This is a genomic window from Povalibacter sp., from assembly GCF_036520495.1.
GTDB lineage: Bacteria > Pseudomonadota > Gammaproteobacteria > Steroidobacterales > Steroidobacteraceae > Steroidobacter.
This window is the reverse complement of record NZ_DATDJO010000035.1, coordinates 102843-118255: the sequence shown is the minus strand read 5'-3', so window position 1 is coordinate 118255 and position 15413 is coordinate 102843. Positions and strand designations below refer to the sequence as shown.

Genomic DNA, 15413 nt, shown 5'->3' with positions numbered 1-15413 from the left:
CCGCGAAGGACCGCATAAGTTCAGCCTCGCAGGACTCAGGGGTTTTCTTTTGTACGGTCTTTAGCGACTCTTCTCAGCGCCACACCCTCAACCCGGCTGCTTGCGCAACTCGCGATCCTGCTGCATGCGCTGGTCCGCGAGGATCATCAGCTCCTTCGGGTACAGATGATCCCGGGGAAAGTTCGCGACGCCGACGCTCGCATTGGCGCGGATCAACCGATTCGCCACCGAGATGGTGCTGGCGTAAATGTTGTTGCGGATGCGCTGCGCGATCATCCCTCCCGTCGCTTCATCGGCTTCGGTCAGCAGCACCACGAAGTCATCACCGCCGACGCGGGCCGCCACATCGGAGGCCCGGATCGAACGGCCGATGGCCGCGGCGACGGACACAATGACCTGACTGCCCGCATCGTGACCCAACGCCTCGTTCACGTGCGCCAGGTTGTCGATATCGATCATCAGCAATGTGTAGGGACGTCCGAACCGTTCCGCCTTGCGATGCTCCTGTTGCAGCACATCTTCGAACGCCCGCAGATTGAGCAGTCCGGTGAGCTGATCGCTGGCCGCCATGTCGGAGATGCGCTGCACGGCGCTCTGCATCTGTTCGATGAGTGCGCCGAGAATCAGAGCCACAGCGACGCCCGGCAGCAGTTTGCTGAACAGGAGCACGGCGAACTGGGCGCCCCACACATTGGTTGCTGGCGTCAGCGCACCCAGCAGTATGCCAAGCGCGGCAATGACCAACGCCACCAGGGCAACGAGCCACCAGCGCCCGAACGCGAGCGCGACAGTAGCGAGCGGGAGGAGGTAGAGCGTGACCAGCGCACTGTGCGCTGCACCGGTCGCTACGGCCATCAACGTGACGAACACGATCGAAGTGGCGATAGAGAGCCAATGCTGGCGCGCCTGCGGACGTTGCAACGCCGGAATCATCCGCACGAGCAGGATGCTGCAGCCAAGCAGCGCGAGTGCGCCGCCAGCCAGGAGCGGGTGCTGAACGGTGGCGGTCGCGAACGCAAACTGCAGAACGCCGATGGCCAGCGCCAGCAACTCCAGACCCAGCAGCGCCTTCGCGATAAAGCCCTGGGTGGCGCTCCCTGTCGAGGCGGCGACACGCATGGCGTGGAATTACTGCAGGCTGCTTTGACGAATCCGTTGCGCGGAACCGTCCCTGAGCACGCCGAGCGCCAACACCACTTCCGGATCGGTCGCGGGATTCGCGGCGGCGGGCTTGCTGGCGTCGGCGGTCGCCGCCTGCTTTGCATCGATCACGACGTCCGGTGTGATGCCGACCTTGTGGATCGATACACCCGACGGGGTGAAGTACCGCGAGGTGGTGAGCTTGACGGCCTGACCGTCCGACAGCGGCATGACGGTCTGCACCGAGCCCTTGCCGTATGTCTGCTGACCGACGATCGTTGCGCGGTGATGGTCCTTCAGCGCGCCGGCGACGATTTCCGATGCCGAGGCCGATCCGCCGTTGACCAGCACCACGACCGGGGCGCCATTCAATTCATCACCCGGTTGCGCATCCATTTCGAATTTTGCGTCCGCCGCGCGGCCGTCCGCCGTGACGATGATGCCGGCATCGAGGAATACATCGGAAACACCGATCGCCGCTTCGAGCAGGCCACCCGGATTGTCGCGCAGGTCGAGCACGAGTCCGCCCAGATCGCTGCCGTTCTGGCGCTTGAGCTGCGCGATGGCTTTTTCCAGGTCCGTCGCGGTGGTCTCGCTGAAATGCGAGATCTGCACGTAGCCGATGCCGGGTTCGAGCAGCGACTGCTTGACGCTATGCACCTGCACGTTGGCACGGGCGAGCGTGAACTCCAGGGGTTGCGGTGTTTCGGTACGGGCGATGGTGATCTTGACCATCGAGCCGGGTTTGCCGCGCATGCGATCGATGGTGTCGTCGAGATTGTCGGCTTTGACCGGCACTTCATCGACCGCGACGATTTTGTCGCCGGCACGCACACCCGCCCGCGCCGCCGGGCCGCCTTCGATCGGCGAGACGACATTGACCGCGCCGTTCTCCAGCGCGATCTCTATGCCGACGCCGGAGTACTCACCCGCCGTGCTGATACGAATCTCGTTGAGTTCTTCGGCGTCCAGGAACGCTGAATGCGGATCCAGATCAGCGACGAGCCCACGAATGGCGGCTTCGATGAGTTGCTGGTCCGAAACATCGTCAACGTAGTCCTTGCGGACCAGTTGCAGCACTTCGGCGAGCAGCCGGGCATCCTGCCAGCGCAACGGCTTGTCGACCGCGCTGCCCGACTGTTCGGGAGGAATACCTCGCTCGGCTTTGACACTGCGGCCCACGGACAGGCCCATGCCGACAACGACGCCGAGCGTCACCAACAACAACACGCGAAAAGGGTGGCTGAATCGGTTCACGGTCACTGCACTTGGCCTGGAGTGAAATTCAACTGGTGGGCGCCTGACCGGCAGCGAGCCGGAAAGGCCGTCATCGATATTACAGGCGACAATGATGGCTCAACGCCACTAAGAACCGCAGGTATTCCCTGAATCCACGCTTCGCAGCGCCTGTGCGACAAAGCGGCGTCAGCCCGCCAGCCGCGACATGAGTGGTGAACCGGAAACCCGGGTGACGCCAGGTGCGCCGCGCAGCATTTCCTGGAGCACGGATTCGAGCGCCCGGGGCCGACCGATGGCGAAGCCCTGCGCGTAGTCCACGCCCAGCCGGCCGACAGCGGCAAGAATCGCTTCGCTCTCGATACTTTCTGCCGTGGTCTTGAGGTTCATCGACTGCGCCAGCTGCACGATCGCCGTGACCGTGGCTTGCGAGCGCGAGCCAGTGGCCAGATCGCGTATCAGTGCGCCATCGATCTTCAGGTCCGACACCGGCAGCGACTTGAGATACGTGAGCGACGACAGGCCGCGGCCGAAATCATCCAGGGCAATGCCGTGGCCGAGTCCCTGCACGCGGCGAATCAACGTTTCCGCGCGCACGATATTGGCCACCGCGGCGGTCTCGGTGATTTCGAACGACAGAAGCCCCGGCGGCAGTTCGTACTCACGCAATTTGGCTTCGAGAAAATCCGGAAAGTTCTCGTCACTCACGGACTGACTGGAAAGATTGATCGCGAAGTGCGCACCCAGTCCCTGCAACGCCGGCGCAGCCGACGAAAGGATTTCCAGCGCGTACTGAATGACCCAGCGATCCATATCGGAGGCGATGCCGTGACGCTCGGCCGAGAGAATGAACTTGTCCGGTGACACGCTTTCGCCGGCCGCATCGATCATGCGCAGCAACAGTTCGAAGCGTCGCGGCGGATCTTTCGAATTCAGTTTCACGATCGACTGCGCTTCCATGCGGAAGCGATCGTTCGCTATCGCTTCACGCAGGTCGATCGCCGGTGTGGCGTCCTCGAAGCGATGCGACTCGATCATCGGCATCGCGGCAACGGCGTCGAGCGTTGGAACGACATCCAGCGACGGCGCCGCGACCGCAGCGGGTTGCGGCGTCGGCGGCTCCTGATAGAGCTCGACGCGGCCGCGCCCGAGATGCTTTGCGGACTTGCAGGCAACCTCCGCGGTGGCCAACGCATGTGACAGCGGAAAGCGTGTCTCGGGTACGACGGCGAGGCCGAAGCTCATGGACAACGCAATGCGCTGACCTTCGTGGCTGAAGTCCAGCTGCTCGATGGTGTCGACCAGGCTGCCGAAGAATTCTTCCGCCGCATGCTCCGGCGTGTCGGGCAGGAACAGGGCAAAGCGGTCGCCGGAAATGCGCGAGGCAATCACGTTGCGCGGCAGGTTGATGCGAATGGTTTCGGCAATGCGCGCCAGCGCCTGATCACCGACATGCATGCCGTGGTTGTCGTTGATGACATGCAGACGATCGACATCGGCATAGCCGACGCAATGACGATCCTTCTTTCCCTCAGCGAGAGTCGCCAGCGCGCGCCGCTCGAATGCCGGCCGGGTTAGCAGGCCGGTCGCAGGGTCGTAGGAGTTCTGCAGAACGTATGCAATGCGTCGCGCAAGCATTTCGACGATACGCACCTGCCGCAGCTCGAAATCGGCCGCTGACTGTGGACGAAACAACAGCAGGATGCCGGACACCGGTTCGGAACCATGGCGGATAGGGCACGCGAGCATCTTGTAGGGCAGCGTGCCCAGCGGGCTGTTCGGCGGCGCCTTGTTGAGCGTCAGCGTACGACGCTGCACCTGCGCCCAGGCAAACAGATGGCGCTGTGTACGATCCAGCAGCTCGGCATCGCTGCGACGCTGGGACGCAGACGCCGAATAGGTCGCGGCGATTTTCTTTTCAGGCACGAACAGCGCGCCGGTCGAGCACTCGAGATGATCGACGCAGCTGCGCACGAGCTGGCCGAAGTCATCGCTTTCACCTTCCTCGGCAGCGCCATTCGAGTCCAGCAACAGGGCGAGATCACCGTCCCGCAGCCTGGCGTTCTTCTGCGTATCGGGCACGGGATTCTGGTTGACGAGTTCCCGCGTCAGCACTTGCAACGCTGGACGCAGCAGTCCAACCATCAGCGAGAAGGGTCGGACGCTGCCACTACCATCGCGGCAGGAAAGGCCGACCGCGCCGAGCAGTTCGTTGCCTTCGCGCAGAATGAAAACATACGCTGTTTCGCCGTCCCAGGAACGGGCGAAACCATCGCGTTCAGACGGATCCGGATCAGGGCTGCGGGCGGCGTTGAGCGCTTCTTCGACCAGCTGCGGCAGGTCGGGTCCCTCGCAACCATCAGACAGCCACAGCGGTGTGGCCATGCGGTCGTAGATGCCGATGCACAGCGCGCGCGGCATGAGCATCTTCATCAGCTGCCCATACGGATCGAGCGACGTCGACAGCGACTGCGCTTCAACCGTGTCTTCGTCGTCGAGGATCGTCGCCATCCGTTACCGTTCCCCGCCCGTGCGCTGGGGCATTTTATTTCGCGTTCTGGGAAAAAGATCATCCATCCCGCGAATCGAGGGTTCCTTGAAGTCGACCGCACTTTCGTGTGTTTGTCACGGTAATAACATATCCCGGGACAGGGCCGGCAGAGCCCCCGTGAAGCGAGTCACGAAATCCCCGATGGGTCGTGAGTTTGCGGGTGCGGCGCACCACAGGCGCGTCGGCCGTCTACTCACGTCCTACCCACGTCTGCTACTTCAGGGCTTGCTCAACCACGGGGCCGGATCGAGTGCTTTTCGACCCTGGCGGATTTCGAGATAGAGACCGGCCCGGCCGAAGCCGGAGGCCTCGCCCACGACGGACAGTGACTCCCCGGCGGCGACCCGGTCGCCAACTTTGCGGTAGAGCTGTTCATTGTGGCCGTAGAGGCTCATGAAGCCGCCGCCATGATCCAGCACCAGGAGCAACCCGAGTCCGGGCAGCCAGTCGGCGTATACGACCCTGCCCGGGAAGGGCGCGCGAACCTGTGCACCGCGCTCGGCGCCAATCACGATTCCCTGCCATTTGAGCGGTCCCCCCGAGCGGATCTGGCCGAAGCGGGCGAGGACGCTGCCTTTGACGGGCCACGGCAGTTTGCCGCGCGCGCGGGCAAAGGGTTGATCGCCGAAATCCGGAAAATCCTGAATGGCCCGACGCAGCTGTTCGACCAGTTTTTCCAGCGCCTGGGCTTCGCGCTGCGCCTTGGTCAGCTCGTCATTGCGCGTCTTGATGGTGGCCTGGACCTTGGCCAGCGTGACTTTGCGCTGGTCGCGCGCACCGGCCAGCGACTTCACTTCCTTCGCCTGATCGGCCTCCAGGGCCTTGAGCCGGGCAGCCTCGGCGCTGATGTTTTCAGTCAGCAAATCCAGGTGCGACAGGTGCTCGGTGATGGCAGTGATGCGCTCTGCCCGCGCGCGACCGAAGTAGCCGTACCAGGCCATCGTGCGGCCGAGCTGTGCGGCATCGTCCTGGCTCAACATCAGCTTGAGCTGCTCCTGTCGTCCGTTCATGTAGGCCACACGCAGTTCGCCGGCCAGCGATTCGCGCTCGCCGTCGATCTTGCGCTGGGTATCGGCGCGTTCGACTTCCAGGGTTCGCAAGCGGCTTTCGGCGGCTTCCCGACGTTGGCGGACATCGGACAGGCGTTCGCGGGCGGACTGGACTTCCAGGTCGGCCTTGCGCACGGCCTGGTTCAGTGAATCGCGCTTTTCCGCCTCCGCCTGAATGGATTTGCGGATGGATTCGATCCGGCTGCGGACCTGCTTGAGTTCCCCTTCCTTGGCCGCCGGATCGGCCGCGCTGTGTGCCGGCAGGGTGCCGACCAGGCATAAGAGGCTGATCGCCGCGATCGCTGCGCCCAGACCGAACCGTGCAATCCGCATGGTTATGCCAATCCCCCGGCCAGCGCCCGAAAACTGTGGCCTGGGGATGTGGCCCAGGAAGCGGCTGTTATACTTCGCCCCCTTTTTTGGGTGGGCCTCGGGGCCGGCAAGGATCGGCGGCACAGGCCGCGTCCCTTCCAAATCACCGAATGGCCCTCATAGTCGCGTCTGACGGCAACGGCCGGGTGATCTGCAGCAATGAGTCGATTTCTGGAATACACCACCAACCATCCCTTCCTGATCGCGGCCGCCGCGATTCTTGCCATTCTCGCCATCGTGATCGAGATCCGCGAGCGCGCCAAGGGTTCCACGATGGTTGGCACGGGCGACGCGGTGCGACTTACGAATTCTGGCGCGCTCGTGCTGGATGTGCGTGATGCCGGCGAGTACGACACCGGCCACATCATCGACGCGCGCAATATTCCTGCGAAGGAAGTCGGCGAACGTGCCGGCACGCTCAAGAAGTACAAGGACAAGCCGGTCGTGGTCTGCTGCGAGAACGGCTTCACGTCCGCCGCTGCGGCCAAGGCTCTAAAGGCCGCGGGATTCAGCAAGGTCGCGACGCTGCGCGGCGGCCTGCGCACCTGGCGCCAGGAAAATCTGCCGCTCGTGAAAGGCGGCAAGAAGGATGGCAAACAGGCATGAGCACTGCGTCTGTCGTAATGTATTCCACTGCTTACTGCGGCTACTGCGTGCGGGCGCGCAACCTGCTCGAGCGCAAGGGCGTCGCCGTGCAGGAAATCAAAGTCGATGAAGACATGACCGAGCGTGAGACGATGCTGCGACGAAGCGGTGGACGCCGCACGGTGCCGCAGATTTTCATCGGTGAGCGGCATGTCGGGGGATACGATGATCTGGCGGCGCTGGACGCTGCCGGTGAACTCGATCAATTGCTGGGACGCACGACCTGAGCACCGTTCGCGTCCTGCGAATGATTATTTCAGACACTAAAGTAAGACTGAGGACTAACGATCATGGTTGACGAAGTTCCCGCAGCGGCCACCAATGGGCAGGTCGATCCTAATGCGCCGCAGTTCGCGCCGCAGGCTGTGTACCTGAAGGACGTCTCGTTCGAGGCGCCGATCGGTCCGCGCGTCGCGCCGAACACGCCCAACCCGACGATCAACCTCAATCTGAACACGTCCGTGAACGATCTCGGCGGCGACCTCAAGGAAGTCGTGCTGACCGTGCGCGTCGAAGCCAAGGCCGCGGAAACGACCGTGTGGCTCGTCGAACTGCAGCAGGCCGGTGCTTTCGGCATGCGCAACGTTCCTGCCGCTGACGCGCAGCGTCTGCTCGGAATCTTCTGCCCCAATTACCTGCTGCCCTATGCGCGCCAGGTGATTTCCGATCTGCTGACGAAGGGCGGCTTCCCGCCGTTCCTGTTGCCGCCGGTCAACTTCGAAGTGCTCTTCAATCAGGCTGCCGCACAGGCAGCACAGCAGCAGGCTGCAGGCGGCGCGGCCGGCGCTGCTGTGAACTGAGCACTGCGACACTGTCTGGTCCTTCCATGAGCAGCACGCCGGCGACAGGCAATTCTCCGGCGTCTGCTCCTGCGACCATCGCGATTCTCGGCGCCGGGTCATGGGGCACGGCGCTGGCAATCCAGTTCGCGCGCGCAGGATGCGCGACCGTCCTGTGGGGACGCGACAAAACTTACCTGGGTGAACTCGCCCGCGAACGTCGTAACAGGCGCTACCTGCCCGACGCGCCTTTCCCCGAACTCCTCGAGGTCGACAGCGATCTGACGCGCGTGCTGGCCACGCATCGCGACATCGTCGTATCGGTTCCCAGTCACGCACTCCGCGGCACGCTGGTCGAGATTGCGCAGCACCGTCCCGCGAGCATGCGTCTGGCCTGGGCTACCAAAGGTTTCGAGCTGTCGACAGGTTTGCTACCGCATGAAGTAGCAGGGCAGGTGCTGGGCGCCGAGGTTCCCACCGCAGTGATTTCCGGACCGACCTTTGCCCGCGAAGTCGGCGCCGGATTGCCCACGGCGATGACTGTCGCGTCCGCCGACGCGGAATTCGCCCGCGAACTGGCAGAGCGGATTTCCGGCCTGAACTTTCGTGCCTACACGTCGACCGACATGGTGGGTGTGGAAATCGGCGGCGCCATCAAGAACGTACTCGCCATCGGCGCAGGTCTTTCCGACGGACTGGGCTTCGGTGCCAACACTCGCATCGCCCTGATCACCCGTGGCCTTGTGGAAATGACGAGGCTCGGCGTTGCGCTCGGTGCTCACAGGGAAACCTTCATGGGGCTGGCCGGTCTTGGCGATCTGGTGCTGACCTGCACGGACAATCAATCACGCAATCGACGCTTCGGACTGGCGCTGGCCGCGGGCGAGCAGATCGTCGCCGCGCAGAAGGCCATCGGCCAGGTTGTCGAAGGTGTGCTCGCCGCGCGCGCGGTTCGCGAAGTGGCGACGAAGGTCAACGTCGAAATGCCGATCAGCGAACAGATCTATCGTGTCGTGCACGAAGGCGTGCCGCCGAAAGAAGCCGTCAAGGAACTGATGAGCCGGGCGCTGAAGCCTGAGCATTCCTGAAGGATCGGAGTTCACACAGAGGACACGGAGGGTCCGGATCACTCGTGGAACGTCGAGCGAAACTCCTTATCTGTTATCTGAAATCCTGCTGCCGCCACGCCTCGTAGGTAACGACAGCAACGGCATTCGACAGATTGAGGCTGCGATTGCCCGGGCGCATGGGAATGCGCAGACGGCGATCTTCATCGCATAAATCCAGAATCTCCTGCGGCAATCCGCGCGTCTCCGGCCCGAACACGAACGCATCCCCGGGTGCGAAGCGCGGCTCGTCATAACGAGTCGTTCCCCGTGTCGAAATCGCAAACCAGCGGGGCGCGCCGATCGTCGTCAGGCACCGGCCCAACGAATCCCACTGCTGCACATGCGCGAGTTCGGCATAGTCCATGCCGGCCCGACGCACCGATTTTTCATCGAGGTCGAAAGCGATCGGCTTGATGAGATGCAGCCTGGCACCCGCATTCGCACTCATGCGGATGACATTGCCGGTGTTGGGCGGAATCTCGGGTTGAAACAGGATGAGGTGAAACATGGGTGGCTGGCGACTGGCTGCGGGCCAGAGCAGAATGGGATTCCCGGGTGAGTTGCTCCCTATTCTACGGTTCTCCCCATGACTGCCGCCTCCCTCGCACTCGATTTCTGCGGTCTGAAGTTCGATTCACCCATCGTTCTGCTGTCAGGCTGTGTCGGATTCGGCGAGGAGTACACACGCGTCGAGGGATTCTCCAATCGCGACGCCGGCGGCATCGTGCTCAAGGGCACGACGCGGGAGCCGCGCCTCGGCAATCCGCCGCATCGTGTCTACGAAACGCCCATGGGCATGTTGAACGCGATCGGCCTGCAGAATCCCGGCGTCGATCAGGTCGTGAACCGCATCCTGCCGACGCTCGATTTCAGCGAGACGCGCTTCATCGCCAATGTGTGCGGCTCGACGATCGACGACTATGTCGAAGTGACTCGCCGCTTCGATGATTCACCGATCGACGCGATCGAGATCAATATTTCCTGCCCGAACATCAAGGAAGGCGGTGTGCAGTTCGGCAACTTTCCGGAGATGTCAGCGCGCGTCGTGGCTGCCTGCCGTGCGGTGACGAAGAAACCGTTGATCACCAAGCTCTCGCCAAACCAGACGGATATTCGCGAGAACGCGCGTCATTGCATCGAAGCCGGCTCGGACGCGCTCGCTGTCATCAATACCGTCATGGGTATGGCGATCGACGTGAACACGCGTCGCCCGGTGATCGGCAATATTCAGGGTGGATTGTCCGGACCTGCGATCAAACCGATCGCGCTGTTGAAGGTCCATCAAGTCCATGAAGTCGCGCGCAAGCACAACATTCCCATCATCGGCCAGGGTGGTATTTGCTCAGCCAACGATGCGCTCGAATTCCTGATTGCCGGCGCAACTGCCGTCGGCGTCGGTACCGCGCTCTTCTACGATCCGCTGGTGTGCCCGAAGATCAATCGCGGCATCGCCGACTACCTTGCGCGCCATAACCTGCGCTCGGTCACCGACCTCGTCGGCACGTCATCGGCTCATCCGCCGGCGACGGGATTGAGCAAGGCGGGATAACGGGCGATACAGAAAAGTACACAAGGAACACATAGAAAGAGCCACAAAAAAGCACAGGAAAATTACTTTCTGTGCTCATCTGTGTACCTGCCCGTCTACTGCATCACTCGTCATCCATCGCAAGCTCCTTGAGCTTGCGGGTGAGGGTGTTGCGTCCCCATCCCAGCAGGCGCGCGGCTTCCTGGCGTCCACCTTCGGCTTTGCGTAATGCAGCCCGGATCAGTGTGCGTTCGAACTCCGGCATCGCGTCATCGAGCAGCGGCGTTTCGCCGGCGGCAAGCCGCTTTTCGGCCCAGCTCGTGAGTTGACGTGTCCATTCGTCCTGCAATCGTGCGGGGCTCGGCGCACCGCCAAGATCGGTGGGAATGTCTTCCACCTTGATCTCGCGACCCGGCGCAGTCACGGTCAGTCGGCGGCAGGTGTTGACCAGTTGGCGGACGTTGCCCGGCCAATCGAAGCTCGACAGCACGGCCATTGCATCGGCCGATAGCGTTTTCGATTCGACACCGAGTTCGATCGCAGCCGCATCGAGATAGTGAAGAATCAGTTCCGAAATATCTTCGCGGCGCTGACGCAGCGGCGGCACTTCGATACGAATGACGTTCAGGCGGTGCAGCAGGTCTTCGCGGAACATGTTCTGTTTCACGCGCTCTTCCAGCGCCTGGTGCGTGGCCGCGATCACACGTACATCGACCCGAACCGGTACCTGGCCGCCGACCCGATAAAACTCACCTTCGGCGAGCACGCGCAGCAGACGCGTCTGCAGCTGCGGCGACATGTCGCCGATTTCATCGAGGAACAGCGTTCCTCCGTCGGCCTGTTCGAACCGTCCACGACGCAATGCATCGGCGCCGGTAAACGAGCCTTTCTCGTGGCCGAACAGTTCTGATTCCAGCAGATCTGCCGTGAACGCCGACGTATTCAGTGCGATGAATGCCTTGCTGGCGCGTGGACTGTGGCGATGCAGAGCACGCGCGACCAGTTCCTTACCCGTGCCGGATTCACCCGTAATCAACACCGTCATGCTCGAGCGCGACAGTCGGCCGATCGCCCGGAAGACTTCCTGCATCGCCGGTGCCTGTCCCAGCATCTCGGGAATGCGCCGCGCTTCGGTGCTGACTTCCTCGACCCGCTCCTTCTGCTGGGCTGCGCGGCGCACGAGATCGACAGCCTGGTCGATGTCGAATGGCTTCGGCAGGTATTCGAATGCCCCACCCTGGTAGGCGGCGACCGCGCTATCCAGGTCGGAATGCGCCGTCATCACGATGACGGGCAATTGCGGCTGGCTCTCGTGAATCTCGGTCAGCAATTCCAACCCGCTGCGGCCAGGCATTCGAATGTCGGTGATCAGTACATCGGGTCGATCGCGTCGCAGCGCTGCCAGCGCGGAGTCCGCGTGGTCGAATGCGGTGGGTGCCATACCTCCCTGGCGCAGCGCGCGCTCAAGAACCCAGCGGATGGAGGCATCGTCGTCGACGAGCCAGACATTGAGCGGCTTAACGGGTATCTGGAGCATGGAATGGCAGCAGAATAGTGAAGGTGGTGAGGCCAGGTCGACTTTCGAATTCGATCAGGCCGTCGTGACGACTGACGAGGTCCTGAGCCACGGCAAGACCGAGACCCGTACCGTCAGAACGACCGGTGACCAACGGATAGAAAAGGGTATCGCGGAGCTGATCGGGCACGCCTGGCCCCGTATCTTCGAACTGAATGCATGCAACCAGGCGATAACGCTTCGTACCTATGCTTTCGTTCGTGAGCACACGCGTGCGCAACGTGATCCTGCCACCGCTTTGTACCAGTGCCTGCGCTGCATTGCGCCCAAGATTGAGCATCGCCTGGATGATCTGGTGCCGATCCAGCAGCAAGGGCGGCAGACTCGGGTCGTAGTCGCGCTCGACGGAAACATTCGGCGGAGCATCGGCTGCCAACAGATGGCCGACGTGTTGCAGCAATTCGTGAATGTTGACCGATTCCTTGCGCGGGTGATGCCCGGGACCGAGGAGGGTATCGACCAACGTCGCCAGGCGATCCGCTTCGCTGATGATCACGGAGGTGTACTCACGCATCGCCGCGTCGCCGAGCTGACGTTCGAGCAGTTGCGCCGCGCCACGCAAACCACCGAGCGGGTTTTTGATCTCGTGCGCCAGTTGCCGGATCATGGCGCGACTGCCGCCGACCTGGGTGAGCAGGGCGTTTTCGCGAGTGATTCGTTGGTGCTGCGTGCCGTCGCTGATCTCGATCAGCGCAGCGGCCGGCGTTCCTGCTTCTTCATACGGCGCCACGTTGCAGTCGACGATCAACTCGCTGTCACCATTCGACGGGCGCAGGGCCAGTTCGCGACGCGAGATCGGCCGCCAGGTTTCCATTGCACGCTCGATGACGAGACTGAGCGCACTTGCGTCGACCAACAGATCAGCGAGTGGCCGACCGCGCACCTGGTTGCGACTCACACCGAACAGCGTTTCGGCGGCGACATTCAGATAGAGCAGCGTTTGCGCATCATCGACGATGAGGATGCTCGTGCTCAGACTGTCGAGGATGCGATCCGGGTCAGTCATGACAAGTCTGCCGATGCTTGCAGGGTGGGCAACCATGAGCGTGCGTCAGCCCGTTCCCAGAGAGCAATGAGGGCCATGCGCTGCGGCGCTGCGAGCCGCGCGCGCGGAGCAATACTGAAATCTGCGGCGGGTTATTTGCCCGACTTGGGTGTCGAGGGTTTGGCCGGCTGCTTCACGACCACCGGCCGATTGGTCCTTGGATCGATCGTCGTTTGGTGCGCGGCGGGATTCAACGCAGCATAGGTGGGCTGCGATGTGGCCATCTTGTTGCCCGCACGCGGTTGTGGTTTCGGCGGCGGACGCTGAGCGGGTCCGGTCGGCGGCTGTGCCACCGATTCCTGGCGCACATAAAAGGTGACCGGCTCTGACTGCTGGATCCGCTCCCCACGAGTGCCGAGCACGATTGCCGTCGCTGTGTGAGCGCCACGCGCCACCTCCGTCAGTTCGAACGATGACGTATCGCCAGGAAATCCTTCGACCAGACGGCCGTCGAGGTACAGAAACAGGGAGTTCCCGGGCTGCAACGCCGGTTCGATCCGCACATTGATGGTGACTTGCCCGCCCGTATTGGCAATGGTCTCTTCCGGTGAGGGCTGCCAGATCTCCAGCGTCTGATAGGCCGGTCCAGCCGGCTCCGTGCTGCCTTGAGTGCTGGAAGACGACCCGTAGGTGGGGCTCGAGCTGGAGGTTGTTCCGGTGCTCAACTCCATTCGCGTCGCACCCGGTACGGGGCGATCGGCGTAGTGAGTCACTCCGTTGGCGTCGACCCACTTCCACACTACCTGACCTGCAAGGGCAGGACCCGCGAGGATTGCGAGCAGTAACAGCGTAGTGCGCATGGGGATCGAGCATATCCGCTTCGCTCCGACCTGACAAAAGTTGGGACGACATTGTGTGAAAGGCGTCACCGACTCCAAGCAAAAACGAACGCCGGACCGTCGTCGATCCGGCGTTCGCAGGGATCACACGCTGTAGTAGAGCTCGAACTCCAGCGGATGCGTGGACATACGGACCTTCGTCACTTCCTGCATCTTCAGGCCGATGTACGCATCGATCACGTCGTCCGTGAACACGCCACCGGCCTTGAGGAAGTCGCGATCCTTGTCGAGTGCCTCGAGGGCTTGTTCCAGCGAGTAGCAAACCTCCGGAATGTTCTTGGCTTCTTCCGGCGGCAGGTCATACAGATCCTTGTCCGCGGCTTCGCCGGGGTGGATCTTGTTCTGAATGCCGTCGAGGCCCGCCATGAGCATCGCGGAGAAGGCCAGATACGGATTCGCGGTCGAATCCGGGAACCGCACTTCGATGCGGCGACCCTTCGGGTTTGCCACCCATGGAATACGGATCGACGCAGAACGATTACGCGCCGAGTACGCCAGCATCACGGGCGCCTCGAATCCGGGCACCAGTCGCTTGTAGCTGTTGGTGCTGGCGTTCGTGAAGGCGTTGATGGCCTTGGCGTGCTTGATGATGCCGCCGATGTAATACAGCGCCATATCGGACAGACCTGCGTACTTGTCGCCGGCAAACGCGGGCTTGCCACCCTTCTGGATGGACTGGTGCACGTGCATGCCGCTGCCGTTGTCGCCGACGAGCGGCTTCGGCATGAACGTCACGGTCTTTCCGTAAGCGTGCGCGACGTTGTGAATCGCGTACTTCAGGTTCTGCACTTCGTCCGCTTTCTTCACCAGCGTGTTGGCGTTGACGCCGATTTCGCACTGGCCCGCGGTCGCCACTTCGTGGTGGTGCACTTCGACCTTCATGCCCATTTCTTCGAGCGCCAGGCACATCGCCGAACGCAGGTCCTGGAAGGAGTCCACCGGCGGCACCGGGAAGTAGCCACCTTTGACGCCAGGACGATGCGCCTTGTTGCCGTCCTCGTAGTTCTTGCCCGAGCTCCACGCGGCTTCGACCGACTCGATGTCGAAGAACGAGCCGGACATGTTCGTGCCGAAACGCACGTTGTCGAAAATGAAGAACTCGTTCTCGGGGCCGAACAGCGCCGAGTCGCCGATGCCAGTAGCCTTCAAATAGGCTTCGGCGCGCTTGCCGATCGAACGCGGATCGCGCTCATAGCCCTGCATCGTCGACGGTTCGAGCACGTCGCAACGGATGATCAGAGTCTTTTCTTCGAAGAAAGGATCCAGCACAGCCGTGGTCGCATCGGGCATCAGCACCATGTCGGATTCGTTGATGCCTTTCCAGCCCGCGATGGACGAGCCGTCGAACATCTTGCCGTCTTCGAAGAATCCCGCTTCGATCGTGTGGGCCGGCACGGTGACGTGCTGTTCTTTGCCGCGCGTATCCGTAAAGCGCAAATCTACAAAGGTGATTTCCTTATCCTTCAACATGCTGAGGACTTCAGCGGGGGTCGTCATGAGTTCTCCTCCGGTAATCTAGCGAGATGGTCTGACCTGGGCTCGCT

General features: G+C 62.3%; 14 protein-coding genes. 5 read left to right on the top strand and 9 right to left on the bottom strand.

Features of this window, described 5'->3' with window-relative positions; genetic code table 11:
* Positions 1-87: 87 nt before the first annotated feature.
* The 4 genes from VIZ63_RS13150 to VIZ63_RS13135 form a co-directional block, all read right to left on the bottom strand.
* Entirely contained in the window at positions 88-1119 is a 1032-nt protein-coding gene (locus tag VIZ63_RS13150; protein WP_331610108.1) for a GGDEF domain-containing protein, read from the bottom strand.
* Between the two features lie 9 nt (positions 1120-1128).
* A complete protein-coding gene (locus tag VIZ63_RS13145; RefSeq protein WP_331610107.1) occupies positions 1129-2397 on the bottom strand; it encodes a S41 family peptidase in 1269 nt (422 codons plus the stop codon).
* A gap of 168 nt (positions 2398-2565) precedes the next feature.
* Entirely contained in the window at positions 2566-4887 is a 2322-nt protein-coding gene (locus VIZ63_RS13140; RefSeq protein WP_331610106.1) for an EAL domain-containing protein, read from the bottom strand.
* A gap of 258 nt (positions 4888-5145) precedes the next feature.
* Entirely contained in the window at positions 5146-6432 is a 1287-nt protein-coding gene (locus tag VIZ63_RS13135; RefSeq protein ID WP_331610105.1) for a murein hydrolase activator EnvC family protein, read from the bottom strand.
* 75 nt (positions 6433-6507) lie between these two features.
* On the opposite strand from VIZ63_RS13135, the gene VIZ63_RS13130 reads away from it, so the two are divergent.
* From VIZ63_RS13130 to VIZ63_RS13115, 4 genes are all read left to right on the top strand, one after another.
* On the top strand, positions 6508-6954 hold the full coding sequence (locus VIZ63_RS13130) for a rhodanese-like domain-containing protein (protein WP_331610104.1): 447 nt from the start codon (positions 6508-6510) through the stop codon (positions 6952-6954).
* Entirely contained in the window at positions 6951-7220 is a 270-nt protein-coding gene (grxC, locus tag VIZ63_RS13125; protein WP_331610103.1) for a glutaredoxin 3, read from the top strand. The genes VIZ63_RS13130 and grxC overlap by 4 nt, the downstream gene beginning before the upstream one ends.
* Positions 7221-7283: 63 nt before the next feature.
* The gene (gene secB, locus VIZ63_RS13120; protein ID WP_331610102.1) at positions 7284-7793 is read left to right on the top strand and encodes a protein-export chaperone SecB; all 510 of its coding nucleotides are present in this window, start codon (positions 7284-7286) and stop codon (positions 7791-7793) included.
* Between the two features lie 26 nt (positions 7794-7819).
* Positions 7820-8860 (top strand): NAD(P)H-dependent glycerol-3-phosphate dehydrogenase, encoded by a 1041-nt coding sequence (locus VIZ63_RS13115; RefSeq protein WP_331610101.1) that lies wholly within the window; start codon positions 7820-7822, stop codon positions 8858-8860.
* A gap of 73 nt (positions 8861-8933) precedes the next feature.
* On the opposite strand, the gene VIZ63_RS13110 is transcribed toward VIZ63_RS13115, so the two are convergent.
* Positions 8934-9389, bottom strand: coding sequence for a tRNA (cytidine(34)-2'-O)-methyltransferase (locus tag VIZ63_RS13110; RefSeq protein WP_331610100.1), 456 nt, complete (start codon positions 9387-9389; stop codon positions 8934-8936).
* Between the two features lie 78 nt (positions 9390-9467).
* Between VIZ63_RS13110 and VIZ63_RS13105 the strand changes: the two genes are divergently transcribed.
* Positions 9468-10430: a dihydroorotate dehydrogenase gene (locus VIZ63_RS13105; protein ID WP_331610099.1), complete on the top strand. Its 963-nt coding sequence runs from the start codon at positions 9468-9470 to the stop codon at positions 10428-10430.
* 103 nt (positions 10431-10533) lie between these two features.
* Here the strand turns inward: VIZ63_RS13105 and ntrC are convergent, their stop codons facing one another.
* The 4 genes from ntrC to glnA form a co-directional block, all read right to left on the bottom strand.
* Positions 10534-11946 carry a nitrogen regulation protein NR(I) gene (gene ntrC, locus VIZ63_RS13100; RefSeq protein ID WP_331610098.1) on the bottom strand — a complete coding sequence of 471 codons (1413 nt, stop codon included), beginning with the start codon at positions 11944-11946 and terminating at the stop codon, positions 10534-10536.
* Entirely contained in the window at positions 11927-12991 is a 1065-nt protein-coding gene (gene glnL, locus VIZ63_RS13095) for a nitrogen regulation protein NR(II) (protein ID WP_331610097.1), read from the bottom strand. The genes ntrC and glnL overlap by 20 nt, the downstream gene beginning before the upstream one ends.
* A 131-nt stretch (positions 12992-13122) precedes the next feature.
* On the bottom strand, positions 13123-13830 hold the full coding sequence (locus VIZ63_RS13090; RefSeq protein WP_331610096.1) for a DUF4124 domain-containing protein: 708 nt from the start codon (positions 13828-13830) through the stop codon (positions 13123-13125).
* A gap of 123 nt (positions 13831-13953) precedes the next feature.
* Positions 13954-15366 carry a glutamate--ammonia ligase gene (gene glnA / locus VIZ63_RS13085; protein WP_331610095.1) on the bottom strand — a complete coding sequence of 471 codons (1413 nt, stop codon included), beginning with the start codon at positions 15364-15366 and terminating at the stop codon, positions 13954-13956.
* Positions 15367-15413: the final 47 nt, after the last annotated feature.

Bases quoted from the DNA above. Each gene is read 5' to 3' on its own strand.
- VIZ63_RS13150 (WP_331610108.1), bottom strand. From the start codon at position 1,119: ATGCGTGTCGCCGCCTCGACAGGGAGCGCCACCCAGGGCTTTATCGCG.
- VIZ63_RS13140 (WP_331610106.1), bottom strand. From the start codon at position 4,887: ATGGCGACGATCCTCGACGACGAAGACACGGTTGAAGCGCAGTCGCTG.
- VIZ63_RS13130 (WP_331610104.1), top strand. From the start codon at position 6,508: ATGAGTCGATTTCTGGAATACACCACCAACCATCCCTTCCTGATCGCG.
- grxC (WP_331610103.1), top strand. From the start codon at position 6,951: ATGAGCACTGCGTCTGTCGTAATGTATTCCACTGCTTACTGCGGCTAC.
- secB (WP_331610102.1), top strand. From the start codon at position 7,284: ATGGTTGACGAAGTTCCCGCAGCGGCCACCAATGGGCAGGTCGATCCT.
- VIZ63_RS13115 (WP_331610101.1), top strand. From the start codon at position 7,820: ATGAGCAGCACGCCGGCGACAGGCAATTCTCCGGCGTCTGCTCCTGCG.
- VIZ63_RS13110 (WP_331610100.1), bottom strand. From the start codon at position 9,389: ATGTTTCACCTCATCCTGTTTCAACCCGAGATTCCGCCCAACACCGGC.
- VIZ63_RS13105 (WP_331610099.1), top strand. From the start codon at position 9,468: ATGACTGCCGCCTCCCTCGCACTCGATTTCTGCGGTCTGAAGTTCGAT.
- ntrC (WP_331610098.1), bottom strand. From the start codon at position 11,946: ATGCTCCAGATACCCGTTAAGCCGCTCAATGTCTGGCTCGTCGACGAC.
- glnL (WP_331610097.1), bottom strand. From the start codon at position 12,991: ATGACTGACCCGGATCGCATCCTCGACAGTCTGAGCACGAGCATCCTC.
- VIZ63_RS13090 (WP_331610096.1), bottom strand. From the start codon at position 13,830: ATGCGCACTACGCTGTTACTGCTCGCAATCCTCGCGGGTCCTGCCCTT.
- glnA (WP_331610095.1), bottom strand. From the start codon at position 15,366: ATGACGACCCCCGCTGAAGTCCTCAGCATGTTGAAGGATAAGGAAATC.